The organism is Bacillus sp. ABR (genome assembly GCF_056172715.1).
The window spans coordinates 70,727-83,271 of the sequence record NZ_JAOYSL010000003.1; the positions used below are offsets into that span (position 1 = coordinate 70,727).

Consider the following 12,545-nt stretch of genomic DNA (forward strand, 5'->3'; position numbering starts at 1 on the left):
GGATGATTGAAATGAAAGAATTAAAAAAAGGTTTTTCAGATAATTTCCTATGGGGTGGCGCAACAGCTGCCAATCAAATAGAGGGCGCATATTTAGAAGGCGGGAAAGGGCTGTCAACTTCAGACTACGCGGCATATAAAGATCCCTATGCACAAGGAAAAGTAAACAACTTTACATTCGATGTTAGTTCAGCTGAACTAAACAAATACAAGGAAAATCCTGATGCATTTGATTTCCCAAAAAGACGCGGAATTGATTTTTATCATCGTTATGAAGAAGATATCGCACTGTTTGCAGAAATGGGATTTAAAGTCTTTCGTTTGTCCATCTCATGGGCAAGAATCTTTCCAACAGGTTTAGAGGATAAGCCGAATGAAGAAGGATTGGCTTTTTACGATAAAGTATTTGATGAATGTGCGAAATATGGAATTGAACCGCTAGTAACGATGTCTCATTATGAAATGCCGATTACCTTAACAGAGAAATATAATGGATGGATGAGTAGAGAGCTTGTCCCATTGTTCGAAAAATACGCACGGGCGATTTTAGAAAGATATAAAAACAAAGTGAAATATTGGATTACATTTAATGAAATGAATATGAACCTCAATAGTCTTTATACAGGTGCTGGCATTTTAGAGGATTTAGTAGACCATAAATTACAGGCTGCTTACCAAGCATCTCACCATCAATTTGTGGCAAGTGCATTAACAGTGAAGGCAGCGAAGGAAATCATTCCAGATGTCCAAATTGGCTGTATGATTAACCAAATCGAAGCCTATGCAAAAACAACAAAACCAGAGGATCAGCTGCAGGCAGTCAAATCGAATCAATTGAATATGTTCTATCCTGATGTTCAAGCTAGAGGCGAATATCCAACATACATGGTGAAATATTTTGCTGATAATCAAATCAAGCTGGATATTGAAGAGCAGGATGAACAAATTTTGAAAGAGGGCACTGTTGACTTTGTTGCAATCAGCTACTATATGTCACACGTAGCAGAAGCGCGTGAAGATGCCGCTGAGCTAGCGGGTACGTTTGACAGCCCGATTAAAAATGAACACTTGGAATTATCACAATGGGATTGGCCGATCGATCCAATGGGTCTGCGCATTTCATTAATTAAACTGTATGACAGATACCAAAAGCCTTTATTTGTTTGTGAAAATGGACTTGGCGCAAGAGATACATTGACACAAGATGGAAAAATCCACGATGATTATCGAATTGATTATTTGAAAAAACATATTGAACAGATGAAAGAAGCAGTAAAAGAAGGTGTTGACTTAATGGGATACACACCTTGGGGCTGTATTGACTTAATCAGCTGCGGAACATCTCAAATGACTAAACGCTATGGTTTGATCTATGTGGATCAAGACGACCTAGGAAATGGGACACTGAATCGTTACCGTAAAGATTCATTTTTCTGGTACAAAAATGTAATTGCATCAAATGGAGAAGACTTATAAAAGCAGATTGAATGATGAAAAACACCATCTCAGGGCGCCTTAACCGGCTGCATGCGATGGTGTTTTATTTTTCACGAAAACATCTCTTGACCTTGAAGTATAGTTCAACCTTTATAATGTAATTATAGTAAGACAAAATCACAAAAAAGGAGTAACAATGGAGTTGATGACTAGAGGTGAACTGGCCAAACAAACTGGAATAAGCCCTGCCGCAATTCGTTACTATGAAGAACACAACATTTTACCTGTCCCGAGACGCCGTTCGAACGGTTATAGACTATACACAGAAGATTATATTGTGAAAATTCAATTGATCAAAGATGCCAAATCATTGGGTTATTCACTAAAGGAAATAAAAGAAATATTGGAAATGCTGAGTCAAGATATAGAACTTGATACTTTAAAAAGAATCGTAAAACATAAACATGAAGAAATTGAAAAGAAAATTAAAAGCCTGCGCCTCATTCAAGACCTTTTATCTAACTTATTAAAGACTCCTGAGAAAGAAGTACAAGTGTATCTCAAATCATTTCGTGTGATGAATGAGGATGACGAATAAACATATCTGCTTAAAGGAGAGAAAATAAAATGAGTGTCGAAATTTTTAACGGAGAACGTTCTGAAGAAAGTATTCAATTTGAAACATTATTCACGTCCCAAAGTAATAAAGAGAGTTTTGCTAGTGTCGAAAAAACCAAAAACTTTCTATCTCAAATAGAAAATATGAAGCCTTATGCAATCGGAGATGATGTGAAACTAGTGAGTGAAATAAAGGAGCAAATTTTCGAAGGAATGCAGGTTTTCACATTGAATGACCAAATGTCGCAAAAGCAAAAGGTGATTCTCTATATACATGGTGGTGCTTGGGTAAACCAGCCTCTTAATTTCCATTGGTGGTACATGGATAAAATGGCTCAATCCCTTAATGCCAAAGTGGTCGCTCCTATATATCCTAAATTACCTCATTATAGCTACCAAGATACCTATCCGAAAATCTTAAATCTATATAAAGAAATACTAAAAACGGTTGAGAGTACCGATCAATTAACAATTATGGGAGATTCAGCGGGCGGAAATATCTCACTTGGCCTGGCGCATCTCTTAAAGATGGAAAGTCTGCCGCAGCCGAAGGATATTATTTTATTATCTGCATGTGTTGATATGAGTTTAAGCAATCCTCTTATATCTGAATATGCCGATAAAGATCCCATTCTAGCGCCAGAAGGAATAGATGTCATTACAAAAATGTGGGTAGCAGATAAAAAGATAACTGACCCATTAATCAGTCCAATTCACGGGGACTTCCATGGTCTTGGGAAGATCACTCATTTTATTGGAACACATGATATTTTATATCCAGATGCACTAAAGCTTGATGAAAAGCTAACAGAACAAGGAATTGACATGAAAACCTTTGTTTATCCAGAAATGCTGCATGTGTTTGTCGTCATGCCAATCCCTGAGGCACAAGATGCTCAGGAAAAAATCATTCAGGTGATAAATAGTTAGGTCTTTTTCACACATCAAAATGCTCTGACTTAAATATTCGAAAAAATAGGCTGCTTACTGAAAGCAGTCTTTTTCCATTCAACATGAAATACATTTAGATTGTCAATTCACCTCAGATTAAAAATTCCTTAAATTCCAATTTTTGTTTACAACGCACGAATTTCCTATTAATATGATACATATTCGGTTCTTTACCGGTTCATAAAGGAGAGTGACATGATGAGTGTTTTCTTTCTTCATCCTATGGCGCTGATCTTATTTACATTGCCTTTGTTATCTTTGATTTGGGGGATTGTTGGCTACTGCATCTTTAAGCGAGTTTATATCGTTCTTATCATCACATTTGCCATCTCCACTATTTTCATATTTGCCTATACTGGGTTTGACCTGTCAAATATGTATTGGGTCGTGTTGATGACCTTTTTATGCATGTGTACCTCTGTCATCACAAAAATCATTCGCTATATGTATGCCCGCTATAAAAGAGCATAACGAAAAAGCTGATATTCACAAAAATCAGCTTTTTTTGGTTCCATTCAACTCATCTTCAAGAAACGCTCATTATCTGAGTTTGGTATAATAGATCAGTATATTCAAAACGAGCATAGAAGGGGGGAAGGGGACACCATGCACACATTTAATCTTACTTCAAAAGATGTAGAGTTAATAGACGAAGCAAAAAAGAAGATTACGAGCCTTTATGAAGAGGATAAACACCATGTAGGAGCCGCTATCCGCATGAAAACAGGAGAAATGATCTCGGCTGTCCATATAGAAGCGTATATCGGACGGGTAACGGTTTGTGCAGAAGCCATTGCAATTGGCAGTGCTTTATCGAATGGCTATAAAGATTTTGATACAATTGTTGCCGTTCGGCATCCATATTCAGATGAAGACGATAGAAGATTGAGGGTCGTAAGCCCTTGCGGCATCTGTAGAGAGCTTATTTCAGATTTCGGACCAGAATGTTTTGTCATCTTAGAAATAGATGGCGAACTAGTCAAAGTGAAAATAGGGGAACTGATTCCACTCAAATATACTAGAAGTTGATGTACGACCTAGACTTAGCAGGAAGAGGGACGCATCAAGCGTTCTCTTTGTTACATTCCAGATAACTGAAAAATCGCTCCACAAAATCAGCCCCATGTATTTTCTCCATATGCGCCGTGTTAAAAATATATTGTTCCATCTGCTCAAGCTTGCGCAGGCTGCGTACTAGTACTTTCCGATCCTCGTCAGAAAGATGAGGGTCATGATTTATCTTCAGCAATGCCTGTTTGACACGCGCGGAGACCTTTTCAACATATAGATGGTTTTTGGAAGCTGGCGGAATACATTGCGACAGGTCACAGCCTGTAAAGCGAACACCGTCAAGAATGCAGTTTTCAAAGTTGGCGATCAGCTTTTGTTTACCATTTCCCTCAAACGTTATATCCACTAGCTTACCGGTAAAGGTACAATGAACAATATTCGCTGCTTGTAAAATGCGGTCATTAAACCTACATTGATAAAATGAACAGTTGATAAACAGAGCATTCTCCAATGTCATTCCTCTCATATCACAGGAGGAAAATTCGCAATTCGTAAAAACAGCCTCGCCTTTAGCAATCCCAACAGAGCGCAAATCGGAACGAATAAAAGTACAATGCTCAATCGTACTACCTGCAAAAAATCTCGCATTCGTCAGATCACACGTATTAAATACAAGATGACGCAGCTGACAGCTCCAAAATATAGGTGAATGAACATTCGAGTTGCTAATCGTCGATCCGCTTATCGTTTCGTGTTCATACCTGACAATATCAGAAAATATTTCATTGTCTACTGACATACCAGACTCAAGCCTTCTCATTGTGATCACCTATCATTTCTTCAGAATCTTTTACCAGGATGAATACCTTCCGAAAGTTCATTTCTGTTCACTAAACGGCTTACATTGACAAGTTATTATATCATAAAGCTCGAAACATAAAGAGAGCGGTCATCATTTTGAGAGCGCTTATCTTGCAATGTGTCTTTCACACTCACTTTAAATCATAAGGTGGACAAAAGAATGAAAAGATATGGTGCATTCCCAGAACCAACTGGCGGCTATACTGCCGGAAGCACACAGAAAGTCTATCATACGATGGCGTGAACTTGATTAAGATAACGAGCAGAAAGCGATCCAAAATGAAAAAAAGCCTAGAGAATTAGGCTTTTTTTGTTTCTCCATGGTATATATCCGTGACGATTTTTAAAAAAGCCTTCAAAGCACGTGTTTTATATCGACCTTTCTTCACGACAATGCCAATTTTCCAGGGAATATATTGACTGCTAATTGGTTTTACGCAAATGTCCTCTTTATACATGTCCGTTAAAGGACTTGGAATGATCGCAACTCCTAATTCATCACGAACTAATGTCAAAAGCAAATCCCATTGTGTTGTGCTGTAAACGACATCGGGAACAAAATGTTCCTTACGGCAACTTTCTAAAATCACTTGACTTAACGCAAATGAAGAATCAAACAATATCCATTTATCCTCTTTAAGCTGTTCGAGCGAGAGCTGTTGTTCATCTTTTAAAGCGTGATTTTTTGGTAAACAAGCCACAAACGGCGCTTCAAAAATGAGTTGTTCTTCTAATTCATGACTTTGGGCAGGTATGACAATAAAGGCCGCATCTACTTCGCCTTTCTCAACGAGTTTTTCTACATGTAAGCCGCCCTCCTCAATCATTTCGAGCGTCACATCTGGATGCTTTTGAGTAAAAGCTTTTGCCACTTTCGAAAAGAAAAAGGTACCAATTATTTGCGGCAGACCGATCTTTAAATGGCCCCGAATATGCGTTTCGGTATCACCGAGCTCCATTTGCAATTCATTCATTTGCTGCAGTACCGCAATCGCTTTTTCATATACAAGCTCTCCTTCATCCGTTAACTTGAAAATTCGATTTGACCGATCGAAAAGGATGACACCCAGTTTTTTCTCTAATTTTTGAATGGTTTTAGAGAGGGAAGGCTGGGCGATAAAAAGCTTTTCACTTGCTCTTGAAAAACTTCCACAATCCGCAATCGTTTTAAATATTTCAAAGTCCCGTATGTTCATTTTACCCTCCATTATTCCAATAAGGCATACTCATTATGATGATGATATATTGTACATGATAAACGTTTATTTTTACACTGAGAATAAGGAGGGGTTAAGATGTCTACATGTAAAGTTGCTGTTGTTCAAGCTGCTTCTGTCATTATGGATAGAGAAGCATGTACTGAAAAAGCCATTTCGTTAACACTTGAGGCCGGAGAAAAAGGAGCCAATATTGTTGTGTTTCCTGAAGCTTTTATACCAGCTTATCCAAGAGGACTAGCTTTTGGCGCCACAGTAGGAAGCCGTTCTCCAGAAGGAAGAAAGGACTGGCTTCGTTACTTAGAAAATTCAGTTCCAGTTCCAAGTAGAACAACAGACAGATTAGGAGAAGCAGCCCGCAAAGCTGGTGTCTACCTCGTCATCGGTGTCATTGAAAGAGATGATGAATCAAGTCGCGGGACTTTATATTGTTCCGTATTGTTTTTCGGACCAGATGGAACCTTACTTGGAAAGCACCGTAAACTAAAGCCGACAGGTTCCGAGCGACTCATATGGGGAGAGGGGGATGGCAGCACACTGCCGGTTTTCGATACACCGTACGGTAAAATAGGCGCTTTAATTTGCTGGGAAAACTATATGCCATTAGCTAGAGCAGCGATGTATGCAAAAGGCGTCCAAATCTATATAGCCCCTACGGCAGATTCCAGGGAACTATGGCAATCTACGATTCGCCATATTGCCGCAGAAGGCCGATGCTTCGTTCTATCTTGTAATCAATATGTGAATAAAGAGATGTATCCTAAAGATTTAGCCTGCTATGATGAATTAGCATCTTCTCCTGATGAGATGTGCCGAGGGGGGAGTGCAATAGTCGGTCCTTTAGGCGAATATATAAAAGAACCTGTCTATGGTCAGGAAGAGATACTGCTGGCAGATCTTGATTTGCGTGATATTTCTTCTAGTCAATTCGACTTCGATGTAGTGGGGCATTATTCAAGACCTGATATCTTCCAACTTGTCGTCAATGAAGAGAAAAAAGAAAATGTAAAGTGGATGAATCGATGAAATCACACGAAAAAAAGAGCAGCCATCAGCCGCTCTTTTTTTCGTGTGTCAACCTTGATGAGTTTTTAATGGACCTTTTGTGATATGAGTAAGAGGAGCATTTATGTTAAAGATTTTAGCGTTGATGTCTGTTATTCCAAAGCTAGTGATTCTTTTAGAATGCATCTCAAGATAGTTTTCAGCTGCTTCTTTTGTTTCGAATAAGTAGATTCCGCCAGCCTCATTCTTCTCCGGATTCTCCGTCCATATTTTCCATATGAATCCGTCTTCCTCATTTATACTTTTCGCTAAATCAGCAAACTCTTTTGCCATTTCATCGCCGAAAGGGCCTTTCATCTTAAAATCCACCTGTAATAAATGTGCCATCGTCATTCTCCTTATGTTGAAGTTGTAAAATACAGTTCCCCCAGCACTTCTTTCATTTGATACTGCTGCTGCGGAAGTTCTTTCTTCATAAAAGACCGTACATCTGATTGGTCAACATCGTACATCACTTCAATTTCTTTAGAAAATAGAAGTTTTTCTTTTTCGAGCAGGGTAGAAACAGCTGGGCGTTTTTTCGGTTCAAGTTCTTCAGTGTTTAAAGCTTGCTTTAATCCTTCAACATAGACTTCAAATGAGCGGCCACCCGTGATTTTGACTCCTTTATTTTCTTCGTTGACGAAGATGATCGTTGGGAAACCTCTAGCACCAAGGTCTCGAACTAGAGTAAAATCTTGATTTAATAATTCCTGGCCGCTTGGCAGCTCCGCTTCATGGACAATCACATCTCCGTTAAGTCCAAGATCGTTGACGATGTCAATTAACACCGTGATATCCGATATATTTTGATTGAATGCAAATAGCGCTTCTCTCGCACGGCGTAAAAAAGTATAGGCTAGTGCATCATCATGATATTTTTGAATCACTTTGAACACGCGAGAGGGCGGGTAGGAAGATTGAACAGGATTGTCAATCATTAAGGATCCATCAATTGGCATGCGGGAATGTTCTCCAACCTCTCTCCAGTGACCAGCCACATCAGCAGGTTTGTAAATTCCGTTTGCAGGATCAATTGGACCGCCATGCCATTTCTCTAACAGTCCACCCAACACAGTCTGGAAATGAAAATAATGTCCATATTGCTCTTTAAATCGACGCAGCACAGGTTCAATTGCCCAGCAATGCGAACAAATCGGATCTGTTACATAATAGAGCGTTATTGTTTTTTTAGGTTGCTGAAAATCAATGACCTGAATATCCTCTTCTTCACCTACACCACATACACCTGTTTCTATATCACAAAACATCTCATTGTTTTTCAATTTCATTTACCTCCTTAAATTTTGTAGGAACGCTATTCCCTATCAGTTTGTTTGAATCAAGCAATGATTTACTTTACAATTAAATCTTAAGACACAATGAGTGAGACCAACACCAATAATTTCTTCAATTTGTTGTTTATCCAACAGATTGATAGATGTGTTGAAAAAGGAGGAGGGATAAGATGCCACAGCCAAAGACAGACCCTCGGGTCCTAAGAACGCGTAAGTTAATCATGGAGTCATTTATTAAACTTTCATCGAAAAAGGAATTTAAGGATATTACGATCAAAGATGTCACGGCAGAAGCCATGATCAACCGCGCGACGTTTTATTATCATTTTGAGGATAAATACGATTTGCTGGATAAAACACTATCAGAAGTATTATCGATTAATTTAGAAAGTATAAATTTCAATCATCGTAAACTAGATGAAGATACGATTATCAATATTTTTAAAGCACTAACGAATTTCCAACAATCTCTGCATAACCGCTGCCAAGTAGAATATGAAACTGAACTTGCTCCTATTGTGAGGGAGCAGCTTGAAATTATTTTTTATCAATTGTTAATCAATCAATATACAAATGTCGAAAAGCAAATTCTGAAGGTCACAGCTGTTTTTTTAAGTTGGGGAATTCACGGAGCTTCTGTTGAGTGGAGAAAAAATAGTTCGCACTTATCCTCAGAGGAGTTTATCAAATCAGCAGTGCCATATATCTTGTCAGGGATTGATTTTAAACAAGCAGATGGATGATTTGACAATTTTCAAAGTCTTCACTAATATAAATGCTATAGCATATAAATTTCATAGAGGGTGTTTACATGGATTTACAAGATTTAATAGGCTATCTCGTTCATCGTACCGATCTCAAAATGACAAATTATTTTACGAACAGGTTAAAGCCTTACGGGGTCACTCCTGAACAATGGAGTATTATAAGTATTCTGAGTAGTGAAAAGGGAACTACTCAAAAAGAATTGGCAGAAGGAATTGATAAAAATCAAACCACTGTCGTCAGAATGATCCAGTCTATGGAACGAAAAGGGCTTGTCAAAAAGATCTATAATGAACAAGACCGGCGCTCACATCATCTGCTTTTAACAGAAAAAGGGGACGAGGTCAAAAAGGCCATTCTTCCTGTCGTCATGGATGCACATCAAACGGTAACAAAGCAATTAAACGATGAAGAGATTCAACAATTAAAATTACTTTTAAACAAATTATTTCATTCACACTATGAATCTTGAAATGTCTAATCTGTAACGAACTGTTTATGTCCGATATATGCTATGACATATAAATTGTATCAGCTGAAATTTTGTCCATTTGGACGGATTGTTTCAGTCAAATAACTTAGGAAGATGTGATCACGATTTTCATACTTATTCTGCAAATGATATTGGCCGCTTTCTTTTTTGTAACAGGATCGAAAATTATATCAGGGAAAATGGCAGAAGAGTTCAAACGATTTGGTTTACCTGCATTTTTTAATGTTTTAACCGGAGCCTTTGAGCTCATAGGCGCAGCTGGAATGCTGATCGGCATATGGATGCCAACAATCGCAATATTATCAGGCTTATTGTTAGGAGGCACGATGCTGGCAGCTGCACTTACTCTGATCGTATTGGCCAAAGATCCCTTTAAAAAAGCAATCCCGGCACTTGTGTTATTCGCTCTCAGTATTGGGATCAGCTTGTACCACATTCTTTAAGTTCATATCAAGGTAAGTCACAAAACCTAAACAAATCTCCACTATTCTAATGGTGGATGATGTTTAGGTTTTTTAGCGATTGAATTGTTTTCGAAGAACTAAGCATGAGACAGCAAATACTGCAAAAGCGCCCGCTGATCCAGCAGCAAACACGAGCTCAGATTGTTCTAGTTTGGACTTGAATAACAAAGGGACAGAAAGAATGAGAGCGGCACCACTAAAGCTCAATCCTAATATCAACATTGCTAGTAATTTATTCATAGAAACACCTCTTACACTCATAATGAAAACAATCGAAAAGAATCATATTTGGAGTGTATCATATAGTGACGAGCGATGGCTTTCTTTTCATTAAAGCACTCGTAAAATAAACTTTTTTAAACGAACACTGTTCTTAACGAACGGTGTTCGTTATAATATAAATGAGATATGGCTTTAAACGATTTTTATAAAGAAGAGGAGATGCATACGATGACGGCATTATCTAGGGATCAAAAGCAAATCGCTATCATTGGAGGAGGACCTGGGGGGCTAACGCTCGCCTTAATACTGCAAAATTACGGTATACAAACAACCATTTATGAACGAGAGGTGCATGACAAGAGTCTTGAAAGAGGGGGCTCACTGGATATTCACGAAGAAACAGGCCAAAAAGCTTTAAAAGAAGCGGGAATTTATGAGGAATTTCAAAGGAACGCACGCTATGAAGGAGAAGATTTCCGATTACTTGATAAGTCAGGAAAAATTTATTTAGATGAAGAAACGGAACCAGATCAAAAAGGCACCCGCCCAGAAATTGACCGTGGTGTTTTGTGCGAACTGCTGTTAGATCAAATTGATGCTGAAAACATCAAATATGGATATAAACTAGAAAGTTGCGTTTCACTAGAAAACGGCATGACGGAGCTTCATTTTGAAAACGGAGTTGTCGAGACAGTTGATCTTTTAATTGGAGCAGATGGTGCTTTTTCTCGTGTGCGTCCTCTGTTAACAGATATTGATATTGAATACGCCGGACTCACGATGCTGGAACTGAATATCCTCAACGTAGAGGTGAATCACCCTGATTTAGCTGCATTTAATAAACGCGGGAAGATGTTTGCTTTAGCAGACCACAAAGGACTGATTGGTCAGTTAAACGGGGATGGACGAATAAAAGTGTATGCAAGCCTTATGGTAGAACGTAACTGGATTGAGGCTTGTGGTATTCCTTTTCATCAAGCGAAAGAAGCAAAAGAACAATTATTAGAGTTATTTAGTGATTGGGACGATCAGCTGAAAAATTATATTCGTTATGCAGAAGATGCCATCATTCCAAGACGGATTTATACGCTTCCTGTCGGTTTTAAATGGAACCGCCAAAAAGGAGTAACTCTTATCGGTGATGCAGCTCATGTCATGTCGCCATTCGCAGGGGAGGGCGTAAACATGGCGATGTTTGATGCAATGGAACTCGCACTTGCGATTGTCCGAAATCCTCATCATATCGAAAAGGCTATAGAACAATACGAAGACATGATGTACCAATATTCATCGGAGAAAGCTCATGAATCGGAGAAAAGTTTAAAACTGTGTTTTTCAAAAAACGCTGCGGTCAAGCTTGCAGATATGATGAATTCTTTTCAAGAAAACGGAGATTGATGCTCAATTTACTATTTGACTTTGACATGTTATAAAGAGAGTATGAACAATTCAAATCGTCGTATTATCAGTCGTCGGTCTCAGCCGGCTAAAGAGCCCTTAAGCCGTGAACTCATTGTGAAAACTGCCTTTGACCTTCTTAAGGAGCAAGGGTTAGAGGGCATGAGTATGCGTAAAGTGGCTAAAGCATTAGATACAGGACCTGCATCCTTGTATGTCTACGTGAACAATTTTCAAGAACTAAGTGCTTACGTATTGGATTATGGTCTCGGCCAAATGGTTTACCCAAATTCAGCGGGTGGCACATGGAAAGAACAGTTATTTGACATATTGCATACTTATTTCCTGCTGCTATACGAAAAGCCTGGTCTTGCTGAAATTTCTCTTTCCACCATCCCGCAAGGAACGAACTTTTTACAGTTGACCGAACATCTTCTCGCTACACTGCATAAAGGCGGAATCAAATCTACATCCGCTGCATGGGGAGTAGACCTGTTACTGTTATACGTATCTTCCGTAGCATACGAAAAGGTCTCTTGGAAGAAACAAGGCTCTTCGCAAATTTCAGATACAAAAAAAACATTTCATGATGCAGACAAAACGCGGTTTCCTTTTATCCATAGCCTGAAAAAAGAAATGTTTGCAGGTGATACCGTATCACTGGAACGGTTCAGGTGGGGAATTGACGTCATTTTGTCAGGGATCCAGCAAAAAATCAATTAGAAAGGAGCAAAAAAAGCAGTCAAAGGCTGCTTTTTTATATTTTC

General features: G+C 38.7%; 16 protein-coding genes. 11 read left to right on the forward strand and 5 right to left on the reverse strand.

Translation table 11 applies throughout. The features are described 5' to 3' along the window. The first annotated feature begins 11 nt into the window (after positions 1-11). The 5 genes from OIT90_RS10425 (at position 12) to OIT90_RS10445 (ending at position 4,034) form a co-directional block, all read left to right on the forward strand. On the forward strand, positions 12-1,475 hold the full coding sequence (locus tag OIT90_RS10425) for a glycoside hydrolase family 1 protein (RefSeq protein WP_180272412.1): 1,464 nt from the start codon (positions 12-14) through the stop codon (positions 1,473-1,475). 157 nt (positions 1,476-1,632) lie between these two features. Continuing rightward, positions 1,633-2,034 carry a MerR family transcriptional regulator gene (locus OIT90_RS10430; RefSeq protein WP_039178999.1) on the forward strand — a complete coding sequence of 134 codons (402 nt, stop codon included), beginning with the start codon at positions 1,633-1,635 and terminating at the stop codon, positions 2,032-2,034. Positions 2,035-2,063: 29 nt separating this feature from the next. Beyond that, a complete protein-coding gene (locus tag OIT90_RS10435; RefSeq protein WP_144516555.1) occupies positions 2,064-2,984 on the forward strand; it encodes an alpha/beta hydrolase fold domain-containing protein in 921 nt (306 codons plus the stop codon). Between the two features lie 219 nt (positions 2,985-3,203). Continuing rightward, positions 3,204-3,476, forward strand: coding sequence for a DUF2651 family protein (locus OIT90_RS10440; RefSeq protein ID WP_064498524.1), 273 nt, complete (start codon positions 3,204-3,206; stop codon positions 3,474-3,476). Between the two features lie 135 nt (positions 3,477-3,611). Further along, complete coding sequence (locus OIT90_RS10445) at positions 3,612-4,034, forward strand: cytidine deaminase (protein WP_041085177.1); 423 nt, start codon at positions 3,612-3,614, stop codon at positions 4,032-4,034. Positions 4,035-4,068: 34 nt separating this feature from the next. On the opposite strand, the gene OIT90_RS10450 is transcribed toward OIT90_RS10445, so the two are convergent. Together OIT90_RS10450 and OIT90_RS10455 are read right to left on the reverse strand one after the other, a co-directional pair. Continuing rightward, positions 4,069-4,836: a pentapeptide repeat-containing protein gene (locus OIT90_RS10450; RefSeq protein ID WP_144464658.1), complete on the reverse strand. Its 768-nt coding sequence runs from the start codon at positions 4,834-4,836 to the stop codon at positions 4,069-4,071. A 340-nt stretch (positions 4,837-5,176) separates the two neighbouring features. Next, on the reverse strand, positions 5,177-6,073 hold the full coding sequence (locus tag OIT90_RS10455; protein WP_186319787.1) for a LysR family transcriptional regulator: 897 nt from the start codon (positions 6,071-6,073) through the stop codon (positions 5,177-5,179). Positions 6,074-6,172: 99 nt separating this feature from the next. Here OIT90_RS10455 and OIT90_RS10460 point away from each other — a divergent pair, with 99 nt between their 5' ends. Continuing rightward, entirely contained in the window at positions 6,173-7,120 is a 948-nt protein-coding gene (locus OIT90_RS10460) for a carbon-nitrogen hydrolase family protein (RefSeq protein WP_126681912.1), read from the forward strand. A 48-nt stretch (positions 7,121-7,168) separates the two neighbouring features. On the opposite strand, the gene OIT90_RS10465 is transcribed toward OIT90_RS10460, so the two are convergent. Together OIT90_RS10465 and OIT90_RS10470 are read right to left on the reverse strand one after the other, a co-directional pair. Beyond that, positions 7,169-7,486 (reverse strand): monooxygenase, encoded by a 318-nt coding sequence (locus tag OIT90_RS10465; protein ID WP_099663307.1) that lies wholly within the window; start codon positions 7,484-7,486, stop codon positions 7,169-7,171. Between the two features lie 11 nt (positions 7,487-7,497). Next, positions 7,498-8,424, reverse strand: a complete 927-nt coding sequence (locus OIT90_RS10470; RefSeq protein ID WP_474892525.1) for a DsbA family protein — start codon at positions 8,422-8,424, stop codon at positions 7,498-7,500. 182 nt (positions 8,425-8,606) lie between these two features. On the opposite strand from OIT90_RS10470, the gene OIT90_RS10475 reads away from it, so the two are divergent. From OIT90_RS10475 to OIT90_RS10485, 3 genes are all read left to right on the forward strand, one after another. Beyond that, positions 8,607-9,179, forward strand: coding sequence for a TetR/AcrR family transcriptional regulator (locus OIT90_RS10475; protein ID WP_058838659.1), 573 nt, complete (start codon positions 8,607-8,609; stop codon positions 9,177-9,179). 68 nt (positions 9,180-9,247) lie between these two features. Further along, complete coding sequence (locus tag OIT90_RS10480) at positions 9,248-9,673, forward strand: MarR family winged helix-turn-helix transcriptional regulator (RefSeq protein WP_041085171.1); 426 nt, start codon at positions 9,248-9,250, stop codon at positions 9,671-9,673. Between the two features lie 116 nt (positions 9,674-9,789). Then, entirely contained in the window at positions 9,790-10,137 is a 348-nt protein-coding gene (locus OIT90_RS10485; RefSeq protein ID WP_039178975.1) for a DoxX family protein, read from the forward strand. 72 nt (positions 10,138-10,209) lie between these two features. On the opposite strand, the gene OIT90_RS10490 is transcribed toward OIT90_RS10485, so the two are convergent. Continuing rightward, positions 10,210-10,398 carry a hypothetical protein gene (locus tag OIT90_RS10490; RefSeq protein WP_039178972.1) on the reverse strand — a complete coding sequence of 63 codons (189 nt, stop codon included), beginning with the start codon at positions 10,396-10,398 and terminating at the stop codon, positions 10,210-10,212. A 210-nt stretch (positions 10,399-10,608) separates the two neighbouring features. Here OIT90_RS10490 and OIT90_RS10495 point away from each other — a divergent pair, with 210 nt between their 5' ends. Beyond that, positions 10,609-11,778 (forward strand): FAD-dependent oxidoreductase, encoded by a 1,170-nt coding sequence (locus OIT90_RS10495; protein WP_474892526.1) that lies wholly within the window; start codon positions 10,609-10,611, stop codon positions 11,776-11,778. Between the two features lie 42 nt (positions 11,779-11,820). Continuing rightward, positions 11,821-12,501: a TetR/AcrR family transcriptional regulator gene (locus OIT90_RS10500; RefSeq protein WP_474892527.1), complete on the forward strand. Its 681-nt coding sequence runs from the start codon at positions 11,821-11,823 to the stop codon at positions 12,499-12,501. Positions 12,502-12,545: the final 44 nt, after the last annotated feature.

Bases quoted from the DNA above. Each gene is read 5' to 3' on its own strand.
- OIT90_RS10425 (WP_180272412.1), top strand. From the start codon at position 12: ATGAAAGAATTAAAAAAAGGTTTTTCAGATAATTTCCTATGGGGTGGC.
- OIT90_RS10430 (WP_039178999.1), top strand. From the start codon at position 1,633: ATGGAGTTGATGACTAGAGGTGAACTGGCCAAACAAACTGGAATAAGC.
- OIT90_RS10435 (WP_144516555.1), top strand. From the start codon at position 2,064: ATGAGTGTCGAAATTTTTAACGGAGAACGTTCTGAAGAAAGTATTCAA.
- OIT90_RS10440 (WP_064498524.1), top strand. From the start codon at position 3,204: ATGAGTGTTTTCTTTCTTCATCCTATGGCGCTGATCTTATTTACATTG.
- OIT90_RS10445 (WP_041085177.1), top strand. From the start codon at position 3,612: ATGCACACATTTAATCTTACTTCAAAAGATGTAGAGTTAATAGACGAA.
- OIT90_RS10450 (WP_144464658.1), bottom strand. From the start codon at position 4,836: ATGAGAAGGCTTGAGTCTGGTATGTCAGTAGACAATGAAATATTTTCT.
- OIT90_RS10455 (WP_186319787.1), bottom strand. From the start codon at position 6,073: ATGAACATACGGGACTTTGAAATATTTAAAACGATTGCGGATTGTGGA.
- OIT90_RS10460 (WP_126681912.1), top strand. From the start codon at position 6,173: ATGTCTACATGTAAAGTTGCTGTTGTTCAAGCTGCTTCTGTCATTATG.
- OIT90_RS10465 (WP_099663307.1), bottom strand. From the start codon at position 7,486: ATGGCACATTTATTACAGGTGGATTTTAAGATGAAAGGCCCTTTCGGC.
- OIT90_RS10475 (WP_058838659.1), top strand. From the start codon at position 8,607: ATGCCACAGCCAAAGACAGACCCTCGGGTCCTAAGAACGCGTAAGTTA.
- OIT90_RS10480 (WP_041085171.1), top strand. From the start codon at position 9,248: ATGGATTTACAAGATTTAATAGGCTATCTCGTTCATCGTACCGATCTC.
- OIT90_RS10490 (WP_039178972.1), bottom strand. From the start codon at position 10,398: ATGAATAAATTACTAGCAATGTTGATATTAGGATTGAGCTTTAGTGGT.
- OIT90_RS10495 (WP_474892526.1), top strand. From the start codon at position 10,609: ATGACGGCATTATCTAGGGATCAAAAGCAAATCGCTATCATTGGAGGA.
- OIT90_RS10500 (WP_474892527.1), top strand. From the start codon at position 11,821: ATGAACAATTCAAATCGTCGTATTATCAGTCGTCGGTCTCAGCCGGCT.